At 62.8% G+C, this 23,590-nt stretch carries 16 protein-coding genes; 12 read left to right on the forward strand and 4 right to left on the reverse strand.

Annotated features, from left to right (window positions below; translation table 11 throughout):
* Window positions 1-73: 73 nt before the first annotated feature.
* From AC5P6H_RS10515 to AC5P6H_RS10530, 4 genes are read left to right on the forward strand one after another with little or no spacing between them, the layout of a single operon-like run.
* On the forward strand, window positions 74-1,474 hold the full coding sequence (locus AC5P6H_RS10515) for a TolC family protein (RefSeq protein ID WP_014646418.1): 1,401 nt from the start codon (window positions 74-76) through the stop codon (window positions 1,472-1,474).
* On the forward strand, window positions 1,467-2,480 hold the full coding sequence (locus AC5P6H_RS10520; RefSeq protein ID WP_197604509.1) for an HlyD family secretion protein: 1,014 nt from the start codon (window positions 1,467-1,469) through the stop codon (window positions 2,478-2,480). Before AC5P6H_RS10515 ends, AC5P6H_RS10520 begins: the two co-directional genes overlap by 8 nt.
* Window positions 2,465-3,652 carry an ABC transporter permease gene (locus tag AC5P6H_RS10525; protein ID WP_495202590.1) on the forward strand — a complete coding sequence of 396 codons (1,188 nt, stop codon included), beginning with the start codon at window positions 2,465-2,467 and terminating at the stop codon, window positions 3,650-3,652. The genes AC5P6H_RS10520 and AC5P6H_RS10525 overlap by 16 nt, the downstream gene beginning before the upstream one ends.
* Entirely contained in the window at window positions 3,649-4,776 is a 1,128-nt protein-coding gene (locus tag AC5P6H_RS10530) for an ABC transporter permease (protein ID WP_014646415.1), read from the forward strand. Before AC5P6H_RS10525 ends, AC5P6H_RS10530 begins: the two co-directional genes overlap by 4 nt.
* Before the next feature lie 129 nt (window positions 4,777-4,905).
* Here AC5P6H_RS10530 and AC5P6H_RS10535 read toward each other — a convergent pair whose 3' ends face one another.
* Together AC5P6H_RS10535 and AC5P6H_RS10540 are read right to left on the reverse strand one after the other, a co-directional pair.
* Window positions 4,906-5,274 carry a glycine zipper 2TM domain-containing protein gene (locus tag AC5P6H_RS10535; RefSeq protein ID WP_014646414.1) on the reverse strand — a complete coding sequence of 123 codons (369 nt, stop codon included), beginning with the start codon at window positions 5,272-5,274 and terminating at the stop codon, window positions 4,906-4,908.
* Between the two features lie 166 nt (window positions 5,275-5,440).
* Window positions 5,441-7,663 carry a methyl-accepting chemotaxis protein gene (locus AC5P6H_RS10540; protein ID WP_495202591.1) on the reverse strand — a complete coding sequence of 741 codons (2,223 nt, stop codon included), beginning with the start codon at window positions 7,661-7,663 and terminating at the stop codon, window positions 5,441-5,443.
* Between the two features lie 1,169 nt (window positions 7,664-8,832).
* Between AC5P6H_RS10540 and AC5P6H_RS10545 the strand changes: the two genes are divergently transcribed.
* Window positions 8,833-9,225 (forward strand): barstar family protein, encoded by a 393-nt coding sequence (locus AC5P6H_RS10545; RefSeq protein ID WP_111205787.1) that lies wholly within the window; start codon window positions 8,833-8,835, stop codon window positions 9,223-9,225.
* Between the two features lie 430 nt (window positions 9,226-9,655).
* Here AC5P6H_RS10545 and AC5P6H_RS10550 read toward each other — a convergent pair whose 3' ends face one another.
* On the reverse strand, window positions 9,656-10,420 hold the full coding sequence (locus AC5P6H_RS10550) for a hypothetical protein (RefSeq protein WP_143025182.1): 765 nt from the start codon (window positions 10,418-10,420) through the stop codon (window positions 9,656-9,658).
* 249 nt (window positions 10,421-10,669) lie between these two features.
* Between AC5P6H_RS10550 and AC5P6H_RS10555 the strand changes: the two genes are divergently transcribed.
* From AC5P6H_RS10555 to AC5P6H_RS10565, 3 genes are read left to right on the forward strand one after another with little or no spacing between them, the layout of a single operon-like run.
* Window positions 10,670-12,169 (forward strand): recombinase family protein, encoded by a 1,500-nt coding sequence (locus AC5P6H_RS10555; RefSeq protein ID WP_265349072.1) that lies wholly within the window; start codon window positions 10,670-10,672, stop codon window positions 12,167-12,169.
* Entirely contained in the window at window positions 12,166-13,062 is an 897-nt protein-coding gene (locus AC5P6H_RS10560) for a plasmid partitioning protein RepB C-terminal domain-containing protein (protein WP_053442713.1), read from the forward strand. The genes AC5P6H_RS10555 and AC5P6H_RS10560 overlap by 4 nt, the downstream gene beginning before the upstream one ends.
* Window positions 13,059-14,000 (forward strand): plasmid partitioning protein RepB C-terminal domain-containing protein, encoded by a 942-nt coding sequence (locus AC5P6H_RS10565; RefSeq protein ID WP_053442712.1) that lies wholly within the window; start codon window positions 13,059-13,061, stop codon window positions 13,998-14,000. The genes AC5P6H_RS10560 and AC5P6H_RS10565 overlap by 4 nt, the downstream gene beginning before the upstream one ends.
* Before the next feature lie 743 nt (window positions 14,001-14,743).
* On the opposite strand, the gene mobQ is transcribed toward AC5P6H_RS10565, so the two are convergent.
* A complete protein-coding gene (gene mobQ / locus AC5P6H_RS10570) occupies window positions 14,744-16,267 on the reverse strand; it encodes a MobQ family relaxase (RefSeq protein WP_053442710.1) in 1,524 nt (507 codons plus the stop codon).
* Between the two features lie 260 nt (window positions 16,268-16,527).
* On the opposite strand from mobQ, the gene AC5P6H_RS10575 reads away from it, so the two are divergent.
* The 4 genes from AC5P6H_RS10575 to AC5P6H_RS10590 all read left to right on the forward strand — a co-directional run bounded on the left by AC5P6H_RS10575 (window position 16,528) and on the right by AC5P6H_RS10590 (window position 23,423).
* Window positions 16,528-16,794 (forward strand): hypothetical protein, encoded by a 267-nt coding sequence (locus tag AC5P6H_RS10575; protein WP_053442709.1) that lies wholly within the window; start codon window positions 16,528-16,530, stop codon window positions 16,792-16,794.
* A gap of 190 nt (window positions 16,795-16,984) precedes the next feature.
* A complete protein-coding gene (locus AC5P6H_RS10580) occupies window positions 16,985-19,945 on the forward strand; it encodes a TerB N-terminal domain-containing protein (RefSeq protein ID WP_279208551.1) in 2,961 nt (986 codons plus the stop codon).
* On the forward strand, window positions 19,942-21,240 hold the full coding sequence (locus tag AC5P6H_RS10585; RefSeq protein ID WP_053442707.1) for an ATP-binding protein: 1,299 nt from the start codon (window positions 19,942-19,944) through the stop codon (window positions 21,238-21,240). The genes AC5P6H_RS10580 and AC5P6H_RS10585 overlap by 4 nt, the downstream gene beginning before the upstream one ends.
* Window positions 21,241-21,242: 2 nt before the next feature.
* Entirely contained in the window at window positions 21,243-23,423 is a 2,181-nt protein-coding gene (locus AC5P6H_RS10590; protein WP_019659222.1) for a DEAD/DEAH box helicase, read from the forward strand.
* The last annotated feature ends 167 nt before the right edge of the window (window positions 23,424-23,590 follow it).

A 23,590-nucleotide genomic window follows, 5' to 3' on the forward strand; every position in this document is an offset into this window, starting at 1 on the left:
AACCGATGATCGCAGACCCGGGCTTCACGCTGCACGCACTACCGTTTGCGCACTTCTTCACTACTGGGACGGCATGGGCGTGATCGGCCGACGTACAAGGATGCACCGCGCGAAGGCCGCGCTGGCGCTGGCAGCCTGCCTGCCATTCGCTGCCGCCGCGCAGCCCACCAGCAACGCACCGGCATTGGACTGGGAACAGGCACGGCAACGCCTGGAGCAGGTCTCCGATGCGTTGGCCGCTGCCGACGCCGCCGTGCGCAACAAGCAGGACCTGCAGGACGCGACCCGCCTGCTGCGCCTGCCGGAGATCACCGGCGAAGTGCGCCGGCTGCAGTTCCAGAAGACGCTCACCCTGCCCCTGGGTTCGCTGGCTCCGGTGGCCGAGGCCTTTGGCATCGACTCGCCGCTGTCGTTCACCGAACGCGACTGGCGTACCCGCCCGGTGGTGACTGCAGTGCTGCCGCTGTACACCGGCGGCGTGATTCCGGCCGCGCAACGTGCGGCCAGTGCCGCCCACGAACAGGCCAGCGCCGAGCGCGAAGCACAACGCCAATCGCTGACCGTGCAGCTGGCCCAGGCCTATTTCGGCCAGCGCCTGGCCGAGCAGGCGGTGGACGTGCGCCGCGATGTGCGCGATGGCCTCAACCGCCACCTGTCCGACGCAGAGAAGCTGGAACGCGAGGGCTTCGCCACCCGCGCGCAGCGCCTGCAGGCCACCGTGGCCCGCGACAAGGCCGAGCGCGAATACCAGAAGACGGTGAACGACCTGGCCACGCTGAAGGCCGCACTGGCCACGCTGCTGCGCAGTGGCGGCGAGGTGCAGCCGGTGTCGCCGCTGTTCGTGCAGCGCGTGCCACTGGAACCGGTGGCCAGCTTCGAACGCACCGCGCAGGCGCGGCAGCCGCAGATCGCGCGCCTGCGGGCGATGGTGGCGCAGGCCGAACAGGGCGTGCGCGTGCAGCAGGCCAAGCTGAAACCACAGATCTTCGCCTTCGGCCAGTACGACTTCCGTCGCCGCGACGAGATGCTGACCGATCCGGACTGGGCGTTCGGCATCGGCCTGAAGTACACCTTCCTGTCGCCGAACTCGCGGCCGGCGCAGATCAGCGCCGCGCGTGCGCAGCAGGACCAGGCCGAAGCGGGCCTGCGCGAGGCCGAGAACCAGGTCGCGCTGGGTGTGCGCAAGGCCTGGAACGAGCTGGAAACCGCACGCCAGCAGTACGTGCTGCTCGACAGCAGCATCGCCCAGGCACAGGAAAACCTGCGCCTGCAGGAGCTGGCGTTCCGCGAAGGCCAGGCGACTTCGCTGGATGTGATCGACGCGCGGCTCGGCCTGGGCGGCGCCCGCGTCGAGCGCGCACAGGCCGCCTACCAATACGATATTGCGCTGGCACAGTTGCTGGAGATCAGTGGACAGATGGACCGTTTCGAAGAGTTCCGGCGGCGGGCGGACGAGGTGATCGACCATGAGTGATGTGCTGCACGACGATGCGACGACGCCCCCGGGCAAGCGCCGGTTGGGACCGATCCTGGCAGTGGTGCTGCTGGTCGTGGTGGTGCTCGGCCTGTGGCTGGCCTGGCGCAGCCCGGCCGACCAGATCCAGGGCATGGCCGATGCGGACACGATCAACGTGGCCGCCAAGATCACCGCGCGCGTGGCCGAACTGAAGGTGCGCGAGGGCGACCGCGTGCAGGCCGGGCAGGTGCTGTTCCTGCTCGACAGCCCCGAAGTGGCCGCCAAGGAACAGCAGGCGCACGGCGCTTTGGCCGCCGCACAGGCAGTGGCCGACAAGGCCGACGAAGGCGCGCGCAGCGAAGACATCCGCGCCGCCGAAGCGAACTGGAAGCGGGCCGAAGCCGGTGCGGCGCTGGCTGAAGCCACTTACCAGCGCGTGCAGAACCTGTTCAACGAAGGGGTGATGACCCGGCAGAAGCGTGATGAAGCGCATGCCCAGGCCACCAGTTCGCGTGAACTGGCCCGTGCCGCGCGCGCGCAGTACGACATGGCCCTGGCCGGCGCGCGCGAGCAGGACAAGCGTGCCGCGCAGGGCCAGGTGCAACAGGCACAGGGCGCGGTGGCCGAAGTCAACGCCGCGCGTGTCGAAGTGGAAGGGCGCGCGCCGGTGGCCGGCGAAATCAACAAGCGCATGGCCGACCCGGGCGAGCTGGTGCCGGCCGGCTACCCGGTGTTCACCCTGGTCGACATCGACCGCATGTGGGTCGCCATGAACCTGCGCGAATCGCAGATGCAGGGCCTGAAGGTCGGCAGCAAGCTGCAGGGCAGCGTGCCGGCGCTCGGCCTGGACGGCGAATTCGAGGTCTACTTCATCAATCCGGCCGGCGACTATGCAACCTGGCGTACCACCCGCCAGTCGTCCGGCTACGACGTCCGCAGCTTCGAGGTGCGGGTGCGCCCGGTACGCCGCATCGAGGGCTTCCGCCCCGGCATGAGCGTGCTGTTCGCATGGCCCCAGCACTGAGCCCCGGCCGCGGCGGCTTCGCCGCCAGCTGGCGGCGCGAGCTGCAGTCGCTGCGCGGCAACCGCGCCGACCTGCTGCTGGTCACCGTGCTGCCGCTGCTGATGCTGGTGGTGATGGCGTGGATGTTCACGCCTTCGGTGATGCGCGACATCCCGATCGCGGTGGTCGACCTCGACCACAGCAGTGACAGCCGCCTGCTGCTGCGCATGCTCGATGCCAGCCCCGGCGTGCGCGTCGCCAGCCAGCCGATGGACCTGGAAGACGCACGTTCGCAGCTGCGTCGGCTGGATGTGTTCGCCATCGTACTGGTGCCGCGCGATGTCACCCGGCAGGCGTTGCGTGGACGCCAGGGCACGGTGTTCGCCTATTACAACGCCACCTACATGACCACCGGCCAGTCCGCGTCGCGCGATATCGGCGACGCGGTCTCGGCCTGGAACGCGCGCCTGCTGCGCGAGCGCATCGGCCTGCAGGTCGGCCCGGGCAAGCTGCGCGCGGCACCCATCGCGGTGCAGTCGGACATCCTCTACAACCCGGCACGCAGCTACGAGCTTTTCCTGCTGCCGTTGATCTTCCCGGCGGTATTGTCGCTGGTGCTGGCACTTGCAGTGGCCGGCAGCCTTGGCCGCGAGATCCGCGACGGCACCCTGCCCGCCTCGTTGGGCCGCGCGCCATGGCCGGCGATTGCCGGCAAGGTCGCGCCATACATCCTGCTGTTCTCGCTGTATGGCGCGCTCGGCATCGGTTACCTGGCCTGGCTGCGCGGTGACGGCGTGGCCGGCAGCGTGCTCCTGCTGCTGCTCGCACAGCCACTGTTCTACCTTGCCACGGCCGCCTACGCGTTGTTCTTCGTCGGCGTCACCCGCGACATGGGTACCGCGCTGTCCGCAGTCGGCCTCAGCATCGGCACCGCGTTGGCCTTCTCCAGCGCCACCTTCCCGGTCCTCGACGGTCCCTTGTTCACCCGCGTCTGGCATCAGCTGCTGCCACTCAGCGCCTACATCAAGCTGCAGACCCAGCAGCAGTTCATCGGTTCGCCGCTGCAGGTTTCGGTGTGGCCGCTGGCCACGCTGTTGTTGATGGCGGTGGTGGCAGGAGGCGTCGGCGGCCTGCGCCTGATCGCCTTTGCGCGCACACCTGCCGCCGCACAGCCCGCAGGGGCCGACGCATGAGCGCACTCTGGCGCAGCCTGCGGCAGACCCTGATGGCAGTGCTCTGCGACCGCTACGCGATCGTGGTGATGGTCGGGGCGGTGATCCTGTACTCGTTCTTCTATCCAGCCGCCTACCGGCACCAGGTGGCCGGCAACCTGCCGGTGCTGGTGGTGGACGAAGACCACAGCGCGACCAGCCGCGAGCTGCTGCGCAAGCTCGACGCACTGCGCGTTGCGCGCGTGGTCGGTCAACCCGCGGACGTCGACAGCGCACGCCGGCAGCTGGAAGCCGGCCATGCCGAGGGGATCGTCGTGATCCCGGCCAATCTGGAGCGCGACATCCTGCGCGGCCACCCGGCCAAGCTAGTACTGCTTGGCAACGGTGCCTACCTGGGACGCGCCAGCTGGGTGCTGGGCAGCGTGGCTGACGCGCTGGGTGCGTTCGGGCGTGATGCCGTGGTCGGCCAGGCCGCCTTCATGGGCGCACCGCAGGCACCACCGGTCACGCTTGTGCAGCGCCCCCTGTACAACACGCAGGAAGGCTATGGCAGCGCCATCGTTCCCGGCGTGGCCGAGCTGATCGTGCACCAGACGCTGCTGATGGGCATCGGCGTCCTGCTCGGCGGCCGCCGCCTCGCGCTCGGCCGGCGCCTGCGCTTCGACCTGCCGACCCTGGCCGGCATGGCACTGGGCTTCGGCCTGATCGGCCTGTTCGGTCTGTTCTGGTATGCCGGGTTCACTGCCTGGGTGCAGGACTATCCACGCGGAGGCAACCCGCTGGGCCAGCTGCTGGGTGGCACGCTGTTCATCGCGGCGACGGTGGCCTTCGGCCTGTTCGTCGGCAGCTTCTTCCGCACCCGCGAACGCGCCTTCCAGTACATCATCGCCACCTCGATCCCGCTGTTCTTCCTCGCCAACCTGTCGTGGCCCTCGGTGATGACGCCACAACCGCTGGTCTGGCTGGCGCAGCTGCTGCCGACCACCTCCGGCATCAACCTGATGGTGCGCCTGAACCAGATGGACGCCAGCCTGGCCGAAGTCAGCCACGAACTGATCACCCTCACCGTCCTGCTGCTGCTCTACGGCAGCCTCGCCACCTGGCGCCTCCTCGCAAAAAAGGGGACGGAGGGGATTAAGTCGTAAGCGGCCGGTTGGGGGGATTGCGACTTAATCCCCTCCGTCCCCTTTTCCTGCAATGAAGAACGCCGGCGCGAGGCCGGCGTTCGAGTACTGCGATGTGGAAGGGGAAAAACGGGGGCCGTCGGCGATTGATCAGCGATAGACGCGTTCGCAGCGGCGCTCGACCACGCGGTCGCCATTCTTCTGCTGGCTGTTGCCCTGGATCTGGCGGCCCGCCGCACCACCGGCAACAGCACCGGCCACGGTAGCGAGCTTCTTGCCATTGCCGCCGCCCACCTGGTTGCCCAGCAGGCCGCCGATCACCGCGCCAGTGGCCGTACCGGCGATGCGGTTCGGATCGCGCGAGTTGCGCTGCACTTCCACGTTCTTGCAGACCACGCGGCTGCCATCGTTGAATCGGCGTCCTTCATCACGCGGACCATAGGTCTGCGCGCCGGCCACCGACGAAGCCGCCAGCAGGGTGCCCAGCACAAGCAATCGGGTCGAGGTCTTCATGGCCATCTCCTAGGTTCCGGTATGGCGCAAGTGTCCTCCCGCGGCTGGCAACCGGAAGTGAAATGCGCGTGTCCGCGGCCTCATCGGCCATCGCGCGTTCAGGAAGAAAATCCGCGCCCATCACGATCAGCCAGCGTGATGGGCGCCGTCTCCCTGCCGGCATTGCCCTCTGCTAGAACTCTTCCCACCCCCCGGCATTGGCCGCTAGTGTCGGCTCGATGCGCGGCGACAGCGTTGCCGCCCTGCGCACCGGGGTGACCTTCGCGGCCACCGCAGCCAGGGCCGGACGCACGGCTGCAGCCGCCGTTGCCGCGCCGGTGCGGAACACCGAAACCGCCTCGGCCAGCAGGTTCGCCTGCTCCTCCATGGAACGCGCCGCAGCACTGGCCTCTTCCACCAGTGCCGCATTCTGCTGCGTGGTCTCGTCCATCTGCACCACCGCCTGGTTCACCTGTTCGATGCCCGAACTCTGCTCCTGCGAGGCAGCAGAGATATCGGCCATGATGTCGGTCACGCGCTGCACGGAAGCAACGATCTCGCCCATCGTGGTGCCTGCCTGTCGGACCAGCGCCGATCCATCGGCGACCTTGCCAACCGAATCCTCGATCAGGCCCTTGATCTCCTTGGCCGCACCGGCCGAGCGCTGTGCCAGCGTGCGCACCTCACTGGCCACCACCGCAAAGCCCCTGCCCTGCTCGCCGGCACGCGCGGCTTCCACCGCCGCGTTCAACGCCAGGATGTTGGTCTGGAAGGCAATGCCATCGATGACCGAGATGATCTCGGCGATCTTCTTCGACGAGGCCTCGATGGCCGACATCGTGGTGACCACCTGGCCGACCACCTCGCCGCCCTGCGAGGCGACACCGTGCGCACCGATGGCGAGCTGGTTGGCCTGGCGGGCGTGCTCGGCGTTCTGCTTCACGGTGGAGGTCAGTTCCTCCATCGACGCCGCCGTCTCTTCCAGGTTCGCCGCCTGCTGCTCGGTGCGCCGCGACAGATCGGTGTTGCCCGAGGCGATTTCGCCTGCCGCCAGATTGATGCTGGACGCGCTGGCCTGGATGCGCCCGACGATCTGCTTGAGCTGATCGACGGTGGCATTGCAGTCATCGCGCATGCGGGCGAACACGCCGTGGAAGTCGCCCTGCATGCGTACGGTGAGGTCACCGCGCGAGATCGCCTGCAGCAGGCTCGACACCTGCACCAGGTTCTGGTCGGTGGTCTGCATCAGGCGATTGAGCCCGGCCACCATGTCGCGGAAATCGTAGGCGAAGCGATCTTCATCGCCGCGCAGGCTGAAGTCGCCCGCCGCCGCGGCCGTCGCCAGCCGGCGGATCTCGCTGTTGATCGCCGACAGGCTGGTCTTGGTCTCGTCCATTGCCTGGGTGATCGCCGCCTTCTCGCCCGGCAGCGGATCCATGTCCACCGACAGGTCGCCACGGGCGTAATGCTTCATCACTTCGATCAGCCGGCTCTGTACCTGCACGTGTGAGCCGACCAGCGCGTTGGTCTCGTGCACCATGCGCCCGTAGTCACCAGGGAAGGCACTCTCGTCCATGCGATAGCTGAGGCTGCCGGCATCGTGCTGGCGGGCCAACTCGCCCTGCGCCGCCATCACCGACTGCAACTGCGCCTGCATGCGCTGCATCGACCTGAGCAGCTGCGTGACCTCATCGTTGCCGGAGGCGTCAATGCTGTTGTCCAGCCGCCCATTGGCGATGCCGTCGGCCAGCTTCACCGCGCCTTCCAGCGGGCGGGTCAGGCTGCGGGTGATGGCCCAGGCGGCCAGCGAGCCCAGTACCAGGCTCAACACGCCGAACACGATCGACAGCGTGCCGGTCCAGGATTCAGTTGAACGGTATTCCTCGCGGCTGCGCTCGGTCAGTGTCTCCTGATGCCGCAGCAGGGTCGAGATCGCTTCGTTCCACGCGGTTGCCAGCCCCTGCTCGGCAAGCAGTTCCTTGGCCGCGCCGTCGAAATCCCCGGCCTTCATGCGCTCGTGAAGATGCCGGGTGGAGGCTTCGGTGGCCTTGCGTGCCGCGTCGATTTTCGCCACCAGGGTATCGCCGGTCGCGTCGCGCGGAATCCTGATGTACCTGGCCCAGATGCCGTCGTAGGTCTGCGACAGCTCCTGCGCCTTCTGATAATCCTTGTCGAAATCCTCGCCGCGCTTGATCACCATCAGGCGGCGGTGCATCAACACCGCGTTGTTGGTATCCAGCATGTCGTTCAACAGCCGCATCTTCACCATGTTGACGTCCACCACTTTCTCGAACTGGGCGGACTTCAGGTGATTTCCGTACAGCGCCAGGCCAACGATGGCCACGATGAACAGCAGCAGCAATCCAAACCCGGCACCCAGCCGGGATCCCACTCGGAGGTTGCGTAAGGCGAGCATCTCAATTCCCTTGATCATGGCCGTACGATCGATGGCGGCGCAGCGCGGGGAAACTTTATGGGTCGATATTATTGTATCGATCCAAATCTCTGGAACTATGTAGACAGGTGTGAAGGACACACTTAATGGAGGTGGTTATTCCTGCCGGGCATATCAATGTACGAGCACATCAATCGCAGTCATCACGCAGCGCTCGCGAGTCGTGACCGCGGAAACCGTCACTTGATGCACGGAGGGGGAGGATGAAGCCCATCGATCCCGGCACCCTTCTGTCCAGAGGAACAACGCGCTGCTTCGCGACTACCGTCAGGGCTGCAATCTGGCATCTGCCATCGCAGGGCCCCGACCCTTGAGTATTTCAACCCTGATGAAGGGGTCCAGACCCCATTACAATCGACTGCCACTGATCTCCCACTTATTGACCTTCAAGTCAATAAAACCGCAGTCATTGAGATTCTCGTCGCTCTGGAAGTAGGAGACGGGAAGGTCACCCCATGCTGCACGGACCCACGCGCTGCGCTGAGGCAATACGATCGAGGAGTGCATGGAAACTGCGTACTTTCTACTCATGCCTGTCCACGGAAATTGACTCCCAGGACGGGGCGACGGAAATTTCCTCAAGATACCGCTCAAGGTCTCTGAACGGAGAGACCCCTATAGCAGCGAAGGAGAACCACACGGCATCGCACTCGTCGCAGACAAATATCTGAACGCCGCGATCCTTTACTTGAGCTTTCAACACCTCACCCTGCTCACAACGGGGACAGATCAAACTACCCCCCACCTCACCGGAGACGCAGATACAACGTTACTGACCATCCCAGAAACAATTTTCCAGACCTTTATTGCCGATGATACAGGAGGAGAATCTATTTCCATCACCCAGCCAGTCATCACTGACAGTGGAAGTTGAACGCGCCCGAGGGGGTCCTGCTGCCGATGGCACCAATCAATGAAGAAGAAGACTTCGGGCGAACTCTCTACCAGCTGATGGCCCTGCTATTGGCGATGGGTCACGTCGTTTTCTTCCCTGCAAACCGGCGCGCGCCACGACGGGAGTGCCGAGCACTTGACTCAGCAAAGAAGTTTGCCAAACCCCAGCATGGGTCCCCAAAGCATCCGGCGCTCAGCCATGTCCAACGCACAGGGAACAACGCTACAGTCGACATATGACGCTCATCCTGCAGATCGAGGGCTGTGCCATTCACGACATCCCCAGCCTGTACGCGGAGATCAACCGCGTGTTCATGGCCGGCGAGGACTGGCAGCTCGGGCCAAGCCTGGACGCCCTGGATGATCTGCTGCATGGCGTCCATGGCGTGTTGGCCGGCCATGAGCGGGCCACGGTGATCTGGAGTGATATCGAGCACAGCCGCGCCGCACTGGGACGAACTACCACCCGCCAGTGGCTGCAGTCCAAGCTGGAAGCCCCGGGCACCTTCAACACGCGGACCATTGCGCGCCAGCTGGACGCCCTGCAACGGGGGGAGGGCCCAACCTACTTCGAGATCGTGATGGATATCTTCGCCAGCCACCGGCAGATCACCCTGGTCCCGGCCTGACCTCGTTGCTGTGCGGTACCCGCCTGCCACCGGTGGCGGCAGCCCTGTGCCCCAGCAGTTACCATGGACGGCCCTGTACCCACTCCGTTGCCGCTGCCCTCCGGCGCGAACGGACGCCCCGGATTCACGAGCCCCATGTCCAAAGAAAAGTCCGCCGAACACACCCCGCTGATGAAGCAAAACGACTAAAAGAAGATCTTAGTCATCAAGAGCCTTGTGCAGCAAGGATCTTCGACGCCAGCCACGAGATCACTGGTCCGTCGCAACGCTGTCGCAACAGGGGGCTGCGAGGCCTTTTGGCGTGCGATCCCACCCAGCCCCGCGAGACTTACACCATCCAGGTCACACCCGTCCGCCTTCGGGTCCAGCACTCTCAGCGTAATCCTCTCATTGCCGTCGCCAGATGTTCCCCCGTGGACCTGCGGCGGAGTCACTCTCCTGGTGTATCAATGCTCACCGCTCTTGCCTTTCGGAAATTATTGAAAGACGCGATGTCCTCTTCTGAAGGGACCGACGGATCGTTGAGGTCCCGAAGCGCGTCTGCCAATTCGCGTCTGCTCATGGTGGCCAAGATCAAAGGCCCCTGAGTCAGTTGATAATTAAGCGACCCCGTGTTTCGATCCATCATCGGATGCGAGCGAACAAAAGACTTAGCGTTACCGGGCTCTTGATGCTTTGCCAGCTGAACCCTCACCCACTCGATCAAGTGGAATGGGATATGGCTCCGGCGCAGATCGTCCTTAAGTCTTGCAACGAGCGCAGGCTCATCACGGACCTGACTGAGTTGGCGGGCCACCATCTGGCTTCCGTAATCCCAATCTGGCTTCCCAACGAGGTGAGAGATCTTGACGTCCAACCCACCATTCTCGGCAAGCTTAATCGCCAGCTTCGCCCGCTCCCGCCAGGACCGGACAAGCTCGTAGGCGGCGAAGATCCACATCTCGGTTTGGGCAGATAAGAACATGCCACCCCTATTTTCGCGCGGAGTCTCTTCATCATAGCGGCTGCGCAGGAATTGCATCTCCAACCCCATGATGAATTTGTCCACAGCAGCCACGTTGTAGGCTTGGCTAACCATTGCCAAATCGTCGCTGAGCAGAGCCAGACTCATCAGGCCGGCCACCAACTCACTGGCTTCGATCTCTTCATGATAGCGGGGGTAATCCCCGCCGTTCTCATCTTCGATGTCGTCCATCCGCTCTCTCGGAATGACCATCTGTTTGTCCACGATACATGGTCTGCGCCCTAGAACCTGGCCTTCTTCTGATCCGTCACTAACCGGACGGGTTCAGCCAAGAACTCAAACGGTCACAAGACCGTCAATCTACCCGCCTACGGTCGCTGAATACATAGTCTTACATGGGAAGCGCTGACCGTGTTTTCGCACCACGCAGTGTCCGATGCTACTCAGCCCCCCGATCGGCTCATTCCGGTTGCCCAGTATGTGCGCATGTCTACCGAGCATCAGCGCTACTCCACGGAGAACCAAGCCGCGGCAATTGCCGAATATGCCAAGGCGCACGGCATGGAGATCGTCCAGACCTACGAGGACTCAGGCAAGAGTGGACTAAACCTGAAAGGTCGGAGCGCTCTTCAAGCCCTTCTCCGGGATGTGAAGCTCCCCTCCCCTGGCTTCAACGCTATTTTGGTCTACGACGTGAGCCGTTGGGGGCGCTTCCCCGACCCCGACGAGGCCGCCGCTTACGTTCACGCCTGTAAGAGCCATGGTGTGCCGGTCGTCTATTGCGCGGAAGCGTTCAAGAACGATGGCTCGTTGCCATCCACCATCATGATTGGCCTCAAGCGCAGCATGGCCGCCGAATACAGCCGCGAGTTATCTGACAAGGTATTCAAAGGGGCATGCAACATTGTGCGGCACGGGTTCCGACAAGGAGGCACCCCGGGGTATGGCTTGCGCCGCCAACTCGTGGATGAGCACCTCCAGCCTAAGGCGCTGCTTGCTCGAGGAGAGCAAAAGAGCATCCAGACCGATCGTGTGATCCTGGTGCCCGGCCCTTCGCATGAAGTCGCCACCGTCTTGCGGATCTATCGGCTGTTTCTAAAGGACGCTATGCCCGAACGGGTCATCGCCTCCGTTCTGAACCGAGAAGGCATCCCCAATGAAGTGGGTGGCCCCTGGAGCAGAGGGACGATCCATCAAATACTGACGAATGAGAAATACGTCGGGCACAACGTCTACAACCGGACCTCGTTCAAGCTGAAGCTGCAACACGTTCAGAACCCGCCGGAAGCGTGGGTGCGAAAGGAACATGCGTTTGAAGCCATTGTTCCGCTTGATCTGTTCGAGCGCGTTCAAGCAGTCATAGCGGCACGTTCGGTCCACTTGGACGACGACCAGATGCTGGACGCCCTGCGGTCGCTGCTCGAGCGGCATGGTGCGCTGTCAGGGATGCTGATCGACGAAGAAGAGGGCGCCCCCTCCAGCAGCGCCTTCCGCCATCGGTTTGGTAGCCTGCTCCGGGCCTATAGCTTGGTTGGCTACTCCCCCAAACGCGACTACGCCTACTTGGAGATCAACCGCGCCCTTCGGCAGCGGCATCCCGAGATGGTCCAGCTGGTGGTGGATGGCATCGCCCAACACGGTGGGTGGGTCGAGCCATGCCGGGATACTGATCTGCTGCGGGTGAACGGTGAGCTCCTCACGTCCGTCGTCATCGCACGGTGCAAGCCCACACCCGCTGGCTCTAACCGCTGGCGCATCCGACTGGATGCAAGCCTGACGCCGCATCTGACTGTAGTGATCCGGATGGATCCCGGTAACCGTCATGCCCATGACTTCTACGTGCTTCCCTCCATCGACTTCACTCCCGATGGCATGCCCTCCATGGAGGACAACGGCTTTTCCTTGGACGCCTACCGCATGGACACGCTGGAGGAGTTCTTCGCCTTGGCCGGTCGGGCCGCATTGCTGGAGGCCGCATGACGAACAAAAGCACAAGCGTTCAGATGATCCCCATTGCCGACATCCACGTCGCCAATCCGCGTGTCAGAAACCAACGCATCCACCGTGGCATCACTCGAAGCATCGAAACGGTGGGACTTAAGCGCCCGGTTAGCGTTCGCAAGGCTTCTCCTGATGAAACGTCCCTCCCCTATGCACTGATCTGCGGCCAAGGCCGCCTTGAGGCCTGCAAGTTGTTGGGCCACCGCGAGATCCCCGCCCTGATCTTGGACGTGGATGAGCATACCGGCCACGTCATGAGCATCGTGGAGAACGTCGCCCGCCGCACGCCCAGGGCGGCCGAGACCATGGAACAGGTCCAGGTGCTCAGAGAGCGCGGTTACTCAGATCCGGAGATAGCCACCAAGCTGGGCTGCACTCCGTCCTGGGTGAACAGCGTGGCCAACCTCATGGAGCGCGGAGAGCGACGTCTGCTCGCTGCCGCAGAGGCCGGCCACATTTCCTTGGCCCTTGCAGTCAACATCTCCCGGGCAAATGATCGCGATGCGCAACAGTTGCTGATGGACGCCTACGAGGCCGGTGAGCTTAAGGGAAAGAAGGTGACCGTCGTCCGAAATATCTTGGCTCATCGAGCTAGAAGCGGAAAGAAGGGAACAAACTCCTATGCTCACGGCACACCGCGAAAGAAGCTGACTCCCGAGGACCTTGCCAAGCTCTACAAACGGGACGTGGAGATGCATCAACGCATCCAGAAGAAGGCCGAGTTCACGCAGCAATCGCTCCTCCTGGCCCGCCAGATCTTCAAAGAGCTGTTTGCCTCGAAAGAGTTCTGCGGAGTTCTCCAATCAGAAGGGCTGACCAGCGTCCCGCAACCACTGGCTGACCTGCTGCCCCGCAGAGGGTTGGCCCGATGAGCAAAAAGCAACCTTCGGGCGTACGCCTGGGCTTTGAGAAGGATTGCGTGGACATCCAGGTGGCGCAGCTCCATTACAGCGTGGCCATGCCCACGGGAACCAAAGCCTCCGTCAAGTATCAGCAGATCGTGAGCTCGGTCAGGACGGTGGGATTGGTCGAACCCATCGTGGTTACCCTGGACCGGGGCGCCGCCGGGCGGTTCTTGGTCCTGGATGGGCGAATGCGCTTGGAGGCTCTGAAGGAACTGGGAGCAACCGTGGCCCCCTGCCTCATCTCAACAGACGACGAGGGCTACACTTACAACAAGCAGGTGAACCGCCTTTCGGTTGTCCAAGAGCACCGAATGATCCTCAGGGCAGCAGAGCGCGGGGTTTCCGTGGAACAGTTGTCGCAGGTGCTTAGCATCTCGGCCAGCTCCATCCGGGACAAATTCCGGCTTCTGGATGGCGTTTGCGACGAAGCGACCGCCATCCTGGCCGACAAACCCGCCGCCGCAGGCGTCTTTCGGTTGCTGCGGAAAATGAAGCCCTTCCGACAGATCGATGCTGCCCAGACCATGGTGAATTTGGGAGATTACTCGATCAAGCTTGCAACCGCGCTTCTCCAAAACACGCCGGTCGAACAGTTGATAGAGCCGTTGGCAGCAAAGACGGTCAACGGTGCACCTATCGAGGCGCTCCAACGCTTGGAACGGGAGCTGGCAGCGCTGCAAGCCGATACGAAGCTGCTGGAGGAGAATTATGGCCCAGCCAGCCTCCAGCTCGAAATCGTCAAAACCCACATTGGGTCGACCCTCTTGGACAATGCAGCGGTTGTGCGATGGCTTGCCAAGAACAAGCCGGATCATCTTCAACAGCTTCAGCGCATAGCCGACATCAAGCTGCTTAGAGCGGGGCAGCCACCTTCTTCTCTCAACTGCAAGCTCCCAAGCTATTAGACCGCCACGTTGCCGCGCGGGCTGACTTTCAAGGGAAAGCACCGCGACAGCAGAGCTTTTCCGACTAACTAGCAATTCTGTGCGCAATTCCCTGCTGAGTGGCCTTGCTAATTTTCACTTAGCTGGTTGGCTACGAGCACACACCAACCGAGGACGCACATTGCTAGACCCACGAACCCAAATCGCCGCGCTACTTCTGAGCGGCACCCTCAATCCCACCGCCCATCGAACTCGCGAGGAGCGCTTGGGGGATGTTCAAGACGCCCTTGATCTCGCGGAGCGCATTCTGGGCAGGTCCGAAAGGAGAAGTCCGATCGAACCGGCCAACATTACAGCTCAGTCGACTGACGACGGGCACGCATCGACAGCGGAGGAGCCATGACTGATCCACAAACCCGAATCGCCGCGCTGGTTTTAAGCGGCACCATCGAACGAGCGGCCCAGCGTACTCAGCAAGAGCGCTCAGAAGATGTTCGAGTGGCCTTGGAGGTCGCCGCCGAGGTTTTGCGCCAGCGCGCAGGCGGAAACCCAGTCGACCTCATTCATGACAGGCCTCGCCTTCAGCCACAGCCCACTCCTACAACTAAGGAACGCGTGGAGGTGAAAGGGGATCTGGCTCCCTTGGACCAGCTGCTCGCTGATCGGCGGGGAATCAGGCCCCCGGCCAAGCCACCAACGACCAAGCGGCCAACGCTTCATTGAACGTCCCAAGCCCCCGCCACGGCGGGGGCTTTTCGTTCCTATCAGTGAAGCCTTGGCCGAGGCGTGGCCTGCTGAGTGGATGCAGTCAGCTTTGCGGGGTCTCCCGTTTCGTGGAGCGGATCCTCCAACCGATCCAGGGCGGCCTTGCTGGTAGCTTCCAGCTCTGCGACGGCGGCTGTCAGTTGATTCTCACAAGCCTCCTCCTGACCACCCGCGATCTTCATGCGGGCAGCCCTCAAGGCATCCAAGCGCTGCTCAACTGCGGCCAAGCGCCGTCCCCGACGCCGGGCCCAGGCCACCAGTCCAGCGCCTGTTGGTCGGGGCTGCTGCTCGACGAAGTCCTCTAACGACCTCTCGGCGCGCGTCAGAAGCGATGCTGCCCGACGTTCAGCCTCCACCCGCCGCATCCACTCCGTCGCTCGTCGCCTCACTGCGGCCAAGCCCCTCAGCGTCCGCTGGACATCCTTGCGCACCCTTGTTCCCACGCTCCCGTTGCCAATGGCAGAGTCCAAGCGACGTAGAAGCACGAGTGTGGAGCGAAGCGCCCCTTCAAGGCCCGCCGCCGCCACGTCACGCCAAAGTCCCCATGCTCTTTCCATCAGCGACTGCAGCGATGGTTCGGGCGCATTGGGAAGAGTGCGAATGGCCAAAACTCCTCGCCGACCGAATCCCTTTACGTCCTCGATGTAGCTTTCACCCGATTTCGGCCCCAGCTCGATACGGTTCGGCGGTATCAATGCATGTCCATGCGCATGATCTGCGTCCGTGGCCGCTCTCTCAAACCTAATTGCTGCCTGATGCACGGCTCTCTCATTGTCCGCAACGATGTTGGCCAGAACCTTCCCGACATCGGTCTCCACTCCCCGCCGTTCCAGCGCTGAGGCCTGCTGGCCCAAGTGAATCGTTGGGCGCCGCCCGAGAACCGCAGCTTCGACGATGTCGCCGCGCTCGAGCGCGTCCTCCGCTTGCGCTTCCAAACTTCGATGATCGACGGACACTGGGATCTCGGCAGCGGCCAGGTGCTGGTTTGTCAGCTGGGCCACCATCGCCCGAAGCCACTCCACTTCGCTGCGTCCCGAGGGGCCACCGTCGAGCTCGCGCGTTTTGTCCGCAAGGCCTTCGGCATCCAAGCGCCGGGTGGTGGCGAGGATGTGCACGTGCCAATTCAGTCCATCGTTGCTGCCCGGCGAGTGGATGCTCGCTTGGACTGCAAAGCCGTAGCGATCAACCAAGGCGCGGGCGATGTCCGCCGTCAGGGCCGAGCGCTGCTGCCCGTCGAGCTCATGCGGAAGTGCGATCTCAAACTCGCGGGCCACGGTCGCGTCTTTTCGCTTCTCTGCCGCCTCCGCCGCTTGCCAGAGCCTGGCCGCGTCGAGCGACCAGTCGGGCGCCTTCAAAGGCACCACCCAGCGGCTCTCGACCACTCCGCCTCTGCGAGAGTAGTCGTGCCGCGATCCCGTGCGCTCATCTACAAGCGACAGGCCCGCGCGGTAGGCCGCGGCGGCAACGGCCGAATGGCCTTTGGCACGGGAGAAGGTTTTGACGCGGGTGTGGTAGATCGCCATGCAGAGAGCTCCATTTCTTTGAGCTCTTTATGCCTTTGAATTTGCCGTTGGCAAGTCGCAAAGCGGCTTGGGGTTCAAGGGGCGAAGCCCTTTGCGCACGCATCACTTGTGATGCCTAAGTGCGCTTTTCGCTCCTTGCTTTTGCATCTTCCTTTTCTGATTTTCTGGATTTCTTCAAGTGCGAATGCGATGTCGCCATCAATAGGTTGACGGATGAGAAATCATTGCTTCACTGAGGGAGACTTCACTAGGAGAAGATCATGTCATCCACCAATCACTACCGCGATCAGATCCAAAGGGCGACCCATCGGCTGGCCCAGCTTCAAGCCAGGGAGCTTCTGGCGCATCAGCGGCAGGATGCCAGGGAGAAGGCCATCAAGCGCCGCGACGACGCCAAGCGCAGACGGCAAGTGGCCGAACTCGTTTTCCTGGCCGGGGCCCAGAACCTGCCAGACAACGAGATCGTCGCAGCCCTGCAGCGGCACCTGCTTGCGGTGAACGAAACACGCCCCTCACCGTCCCACTGATTATCCCAGCGCAATCGCACGGCCATCAACGTCAAGGCCTCGGGCATGCACTCCCAGCGCCCTGGACGCCAATGCTGAATGGGCGAAACCCTGGCCATCCCGGTGCCCCGCCCTGTCCTCGCTATGCGCGTCTCACGTGGAGTGGGCGAGCTACAATGCCCCAAAGGAAGCGCCAAAGGCAGGGGGCCACATGGCGAGAAGGAAGCAAACCGCAGGCGGCTGGATCGTCGCAATCCTGGTCGTTATAGCATTGGTGCCAAAGGAAGTCTGGATCGGATTGGGTATCGTCCTTGCGGTGGCCACTGCCGTTTGGCTCTGGGCTAAGTGGCAGGCGATGCGCCCGAAAAGGACACCCTCTCCCGCCAAGCCGGTCCCCGCTCCAGAGCCGACCTTGGCTGAGTTGATCAAGGCATCCGCTCTTCGATCTGGGCAGGCGGCACAGAGACAGCCCCGCGCAGAAGCTGCCCAACCGGCGAGACCCGCGAGTATTGAATCGGGTACCTCCTCGGGATCGGTCGGCGCTGCCGTGTCAGAAGATGCGCGGCCGGTCGGCTCTGAGGGTCGCTCGGCCCTGCCCTCGGCGCAGGCCCCGAGCAGAGCGCCCCCAGAGACTCTTTCGCCGCCCCGTCCTGGCAATTTGGAAGACGCCAAAGCCGCGGTGAGCATGCGCCTTGCCATCGAGTCCGCCGCACGGGTGCTGACGGCCGTTGGCTCCGCAAACCCTTCTACCCCCTACCCCTACCAACCTGACGAGCAACGCATTGAGCGCGCGCGCCCGGGCAACCTCGCTGCGGCGAAACTTGCCGTGACCCAGCGCTTGGCCGCGACTTCGCAAGATGAGCTGGTCGAGCCGCTGATCCAGTCCGCCACAAACGCGGATACAGCCTCGGGAGAAACCTTGACGGGCACCATAGATGGGCGAGCGCACTCGGACTCAAGAGCCGCGGAGCAGACTAACCCTCCCCGCACGAACGGAACCCGCGACGCAGGTGCAATGACGCCGCCGCCCCCGCTTCCATCACGGGGACCTCCCTCGCTGCCCGATGAGCTCCGGCGGGTGGCCATCGACGCCGGAACGCCGGCAAAGCAATTCACAGTACCCCGCCCCCCCGAGGGCTGGGACAAGACCCGCTGGCTCGGCGCCCAGGACGAGATCGAGATCGCGGGCATCGTTATCCGGGGCGGCCTGTTCTACACAGGTCCGCGGCTGGCCACCCCTGGCACGCGTGAGAACGAGCCCAGCTTGGTCAATGGCGTTCTTGCCGTTGGGCGATACGGGGATTACCGGTCCACGACGCGCTACTGGGGAGGCTACGCAGATTTTGAACCCGCTGAACGCCACGCCTATCTGAAGTGGCTCGCTTCGGACCGTACCGATCCCGGCTGCGCAATCCAGTATGTTCGATTGTTCCTGTTTGGATTGGAGCGTCGCATCTTGCTGGATTCGGTGAACGATCCGGATTCCAAGCAAGACTGGCCCGCTATCAAGGCGATGCTCCTCCGTTTGTCGTCTGCTTATGCTGCCGTGCTTCCGAACGTCCACGGTCATGTCAACAGCCTGCTCGACTGGATGGCTCTGACCGAAGCAGGCGAACAGCTCTACAACGCGCCTCTTCCAGCGTTCGAACGAACTTACGAACTGCCTTTCTACATCCGCTTGGCCCTGGGGCAATGCTCCTTGGATCGAGTCCCCGTGCCCCCCGCGCTGGCCACGGCGTGGGTGCGACTCAATCCAGAGATTCCGCTGCGAACCGCCGCAACGCGTTGCGCGGAAGAGTTCGATCGCCTTTTCGCTCTGCGGTATCAAGAGACGTTCGGCCCTGGAATGGTGCTGCCAAAAAACCGCACCAAGCTGAAGTTCACACGCCGCCCCTTTAACCCGGCCCTGGACCGAACCGACGCTGGCACCAAGACTTTCGGTGATATTCCCGATGTCACCGCATTGCGAGCGCCCCTAAAGGCGCTGCAGGAACTTGTTTCTCAGTGCTCGGAGGACCTCGGAGCCTTCAGCCGGCTCGTGGGCAAGAACCCCGAGGCCCGCCAATCCATTGAGGGCACCTTGCTGCTTCCGTCAGAGATTTGGCCGCTGGCCACGCGGACAGCATTGGCCGAAGTCGCTTCGGATGTTCAAGCCGCCAATTTGTCGATCAAGCTGACTGACCTATTGGGAAGGCTTGGGGCAGTCGGAACCACCTTGGGCAAGGACAAAATTCGGGAACTCGCACGAGCACTGGAGCAGTCTAAGGTCGGCATCGAACCCAATGTGCTCGAAGGCGCGCGGGTGCCTGGCGATAACGACCCGATCGTTCTCTTCCCCCTGCTTCCCGACCAAACCCATCGAACCGACGCTCAGGCCTATCAAACGGCCCAGTTGACCCTGCAACTCGCCTCGACGGTCGCTCAGTCTGATGGCACGTTCAGCGCCCACGAACTTGAGCACCTTTCACGCGAAATCGAAAGCTGGACGCATCTGAGCGAGGGTGACCGACGGCGTTTGCGCGCGCACCTTGATCTCTTGGCGAGGGCACCGCTTTCCTTGCCTACGTTGCGCAAGAAGCTGGATCCGCTCAGCGGGGACATAAAGGACGCCATCGCCGGGTCCATGGCCACGCTCGCCCAAGTCGACGGGATGGTCTCCCCAGAGGAGGTCCGGTTCTTGGAGCGCGTCTACAAAGCGCTGGGCGTGGATCCCGCTCGTGTGTTCAGCGACGTCCATGCCCCACGCCCGTCCAAAGCCCCCAGCGCATTGCCCAAGGCTGCGTCTGGCGCATTCCAACTCGATCCCGACCGGATCGCTGCTCTTCAGCGGGACACGGCCCAAGTCTCCGCGTTGCTCGCCAACATTTTCACCGACGAGGAAGCGACTCCCCCTGATCTTGCGCCGGCGGAAGCGGTGAGTGCCGAGGAGGAGAGTCCTGGTCAGTTGCTCGGGCTTGATCAGGCACACAGCGCGTTGCTGAGGCTAATGCTGTCGCGCCCCGTCTGGACCCGTGCGGAACTGGAAGATGGCGCGGCAGACATGGAGCTGATGCTCGACGGCGCGCTTGAACAAATCAACGATGCGTCGTTCGACGCTTACGACATCCCATTTTCCGACGGCGACGACCCGTTGGAGATCAACCCCGAATTCATTGAGAAGATCGAGCAATGAGCAGCCCAATCCGTTCCAGGGACCGCGACGCGGTGATCCAGTCGCTGCGCGCCGGCGTCGTTCCACGCGCCGGTCAGCATTTGATCCAGGTCGGGCGCGTCCGTGAAGTGCAAACCCTGGTCAGTGACATCGATCGGCTCGCCGATGGCGGCTCGTCCTTCCGCCTGGTAGTGGGTGAGTACGGCGCAGGCAAGACCTTTTTCTTGAACCTCGTTCGCGCCATTGCAATGGAGCGGAAGCTCGTCGTGGCCAGCGCGGATCTGAATCCCGACAGGCGGTTGCATGCTTCAGGGGGGCAGGCCCGGTCGCTCTACGCGGAGCTCATGCGGAACTTGGCCACTCGGACCAAGCCCGACGGAGGCGCCCTGCCCGGGGTGGTAGAGAAGTTCATTTCGACCGCAGTGGCCGAATCCAAGTCGCAAGGCGTATCCACCGAGCAGGTCATTCGCGCGAAGCTCGAGCAGCTGAGCGAACTGGTGAACGGCTATGACTTTGCCGACGTGATCGCCGCTTATTGGAGAGGTTTCGAACAAGGCAACGAGCAGCTCAAGTCCGATGCCATTCGTTGGTTGCGTGGCGAATTTGCCACCCGGACGGACGCGCGTGCAGCGCTGGGCGTCCGAACCATCGTGGACGACGCATCGGTCTACGACCAGCTCAAGCTCATGGGCCGCTTTGTTCGGCTGGCGGGCTATAGCGGCCTGCTGGTGTGCCTGGACGAACTGGTCAACCTCTACAAGTTGGCCAACGCCCAGGCTCGGAATGCAAACTACGAACAGCTCCTGCGCATGCTCAACGACTCCCTGCAGGGCACTGCGGTTGGCCTTGGTTTTGTTCTGGGCGGCACCCCGGATTTCCTGATGGATACCCGCCGCGGCGTCTACAGCTATGAAGCTCTTCAGAGCCGCCTGGCCCAGAATACCTTTGCCACCAACGGGTTGGTGGATTTCAGCGGCCCTGTCGTTCGACTGTCGAGCCTGACAGCCGAAGACTTCTACGTCCTGCTCACCAAGATTCGCCATGTCTACGCTGCCGGCGACGCGGGCAAGTATCTCTTGCCCGATGAAGCCATTCACCAGTTCATGACCCATTGCGCCAATCGAATCGGCGATAACTTCTTCCGCACCCCGCGCACAACGATCACCGCCTTTATCAACCTCTTGGCCGTCTTGGAGCAGAACCCGGGCGTGGACTGGCAGGACCTGATCGGATCGGTCGAGGTGGCAGCTGACCACGGGGGCGACGGCGAATTGGTCGTGCAAGAGGACGACGAGCTGGCGTCGTTCAGGCTCTAACGATGACTGCCTCCAGCGCCTTCCAATCGCTGCACCCTCGAATCCAGCGCTACCTCTGGACCGAACAATGGGAGGCGCTGCGTGAGGTCCAGGAATTGGCGATTCCTCTCGTCCTGAGCGCCGACCGGGACGTGATCATCGCCGCCAGCACCGCCTCGGGAAAAACCGAGGCCGCTTTTCTTCCTGCGCTCACGCACCTTCTGAACACCGACGAGGAGGGCCTGATTGTCTACATCAGCCCTCTAAAGGCGCTCATCAACGACCAGTTTGAACGGCTGCAGCGGCTTTGCGAGGACCTTGAAGTCCCCGTGTGGCCTTGGCACGGGGACGTATCGGGCTCCACCAAGCAGCGGTTCTTTAAGCACCCCCGTGGCGTGCTCCTGATCACGCCGGAGTCCTTGGAGGCGATGCTCTGCAACCGCGGAACCTCCGTAGGCGCCGCGTTCTCCAAGCTCCTCTACGTTGTCGTGGACGAACTCCATGCGTTCATTGGAAGCGAGCGCGGGAAGCAGCTCCAATCGTTGATGCACCGGATCGACGTGCTGTTACGGCGGCAGACTCCCCGCCTGGGCCTGTCGGCAACCTTGGGTGACTTTTCGAGCGCTGGGGCTTTCCTACGCCCGGGTGTTGGGGCTGCCCCCGCGCTGGTCAACGCCTCATCAACCGGAAATGATCTCCAACTGATCATCAAGGGCTACGAACAACCCGCACCTGACGCCGGGTCCGACGAGAATCCGGCGGCTCCCGCTGCACTGGCCGAGCACCTCTACCGGGTCCTTTCAGGGACGAACAACCTGATCTTCCCCAATAGCCGAAGGGAGGTTGAACGCTACACCCACCTCCTCAACCTGCTGAGCGAACGGGACGGCCGGCCGAGAGAGTTCTGGCCACACCATGGGAGTCTGTCCAAAGAGATACGCACGGACACGGAAGCGGCTCTGAAGCAAAGGGGTCGTCCAGCAAGCGCAATTTGCACGAACACCCTGGAACTAGGCATCGATATCGGAGCGGTGAAAAGCATCGCGCAAATTGGCCCACCACCTTCCGTGGCCAGCCTTCGCCAGCGCCTTGGTCGCTCCGGACGCCGCCCTGGAGAGCCAGCGGTGTTGCGAGGCTACGTTATCGAAGATGCAATCGATGCTGAGTCGACGTTGAAAACAAGGCTTCGACTGGACACAGTTCAGTCCACTGCTTGCGTACTGCTACTGCTGGAGAGGTGGTTTGAACCGCCTTCGGTCAACGGGCTACACCTATCGACGCTGGTTCAGCAGTTGCTCTCCTCCATTGCCCAGTACGGCGGACTCAAGGCAGCCCAAGCCTATCAGCTGCTCTGCGCAGATCAGGGACCGTTCCACGGGCTGTCCCAAGACGCGTTCGCAGAGTTGCTTCGCCACCTTGGCCAAGAACAGGTCCTGATTCAAGACGGCTCCGGCTTGCTGCTCCACGGCCCGGTCGGCGACAAGTTGGTCAACCACTACACCTTCTACGCCGCTTTCAGCGTCGACGAAGAGTTCCGGATCGTGGCCGCCGGCAAGGCACTGGGCACGCTCCCCGTATCCCAACTGGTGACCGTCGGCCAACGAATTCTATTTGGCGGTCGCACTTGGCTAGTAGAGCAGATCGACGAAGCCCAAAAGACGATCTACGTGACCGCTGCGAAGGGCGGGACCCCGCCTCTATTCAATGGAACGGGCGGTCAGGTCCACACGCAGGTTCGCCAGAAGATGCGCGGGCTGTATCAGCAAGAGATCAAACCAGACTTCCTGGACCCAACTGCCGCTCGCTTCCTGCAGGAGGCGCAGAACGCCTACCGTCAATTGGGGCTCGACGGGAAGATTCTTCTCGACCAGGGCAGCGACGCCTTGCTGCTGACGTGGCTGGGAGACTCCGCAAATGAAGCCATCGCCTGCCTTTTGAACGCTCAGGGATTCACTTCTCAGGCAGGTAGGCTGGGCGTGGAAATTTCCATGGGAGCAAGGAGTCTCGATGATGTGATCAAGGTGCTCGGGCGGGTTGCAAAGATGCCATTGCCATCGCCAGAGGCGCTTCTTCACTCTGCGAACAACCTGGTCACGCAGAAGTGGGACGGCCTCCTCCCTCCACGCCTTTTGAGACGCTCCTACGCGTCAATGAAGCTAGACTTGGAAGGGGCTACCGATTGGCTCGCGCGCGCGTTCGGGTAGTCCACCACGTTGTGACCAGTCCAGGGCTGATGCCATCTCAGAATGAGGCTATAGCCTCGTTGTCTCATTCAAATTAACCGGATTACTGAAGATGGCCGGCATCGGCTATCGCGCCTTGCTTCGTATATTATTTATTGAACCCCACCCACCGATATAGAGTTTCCATT

The sequence above is a fragment of the Stenotrophomonas sp. YJH_SMC_110 genome (genome assembly GCF_059369255.1).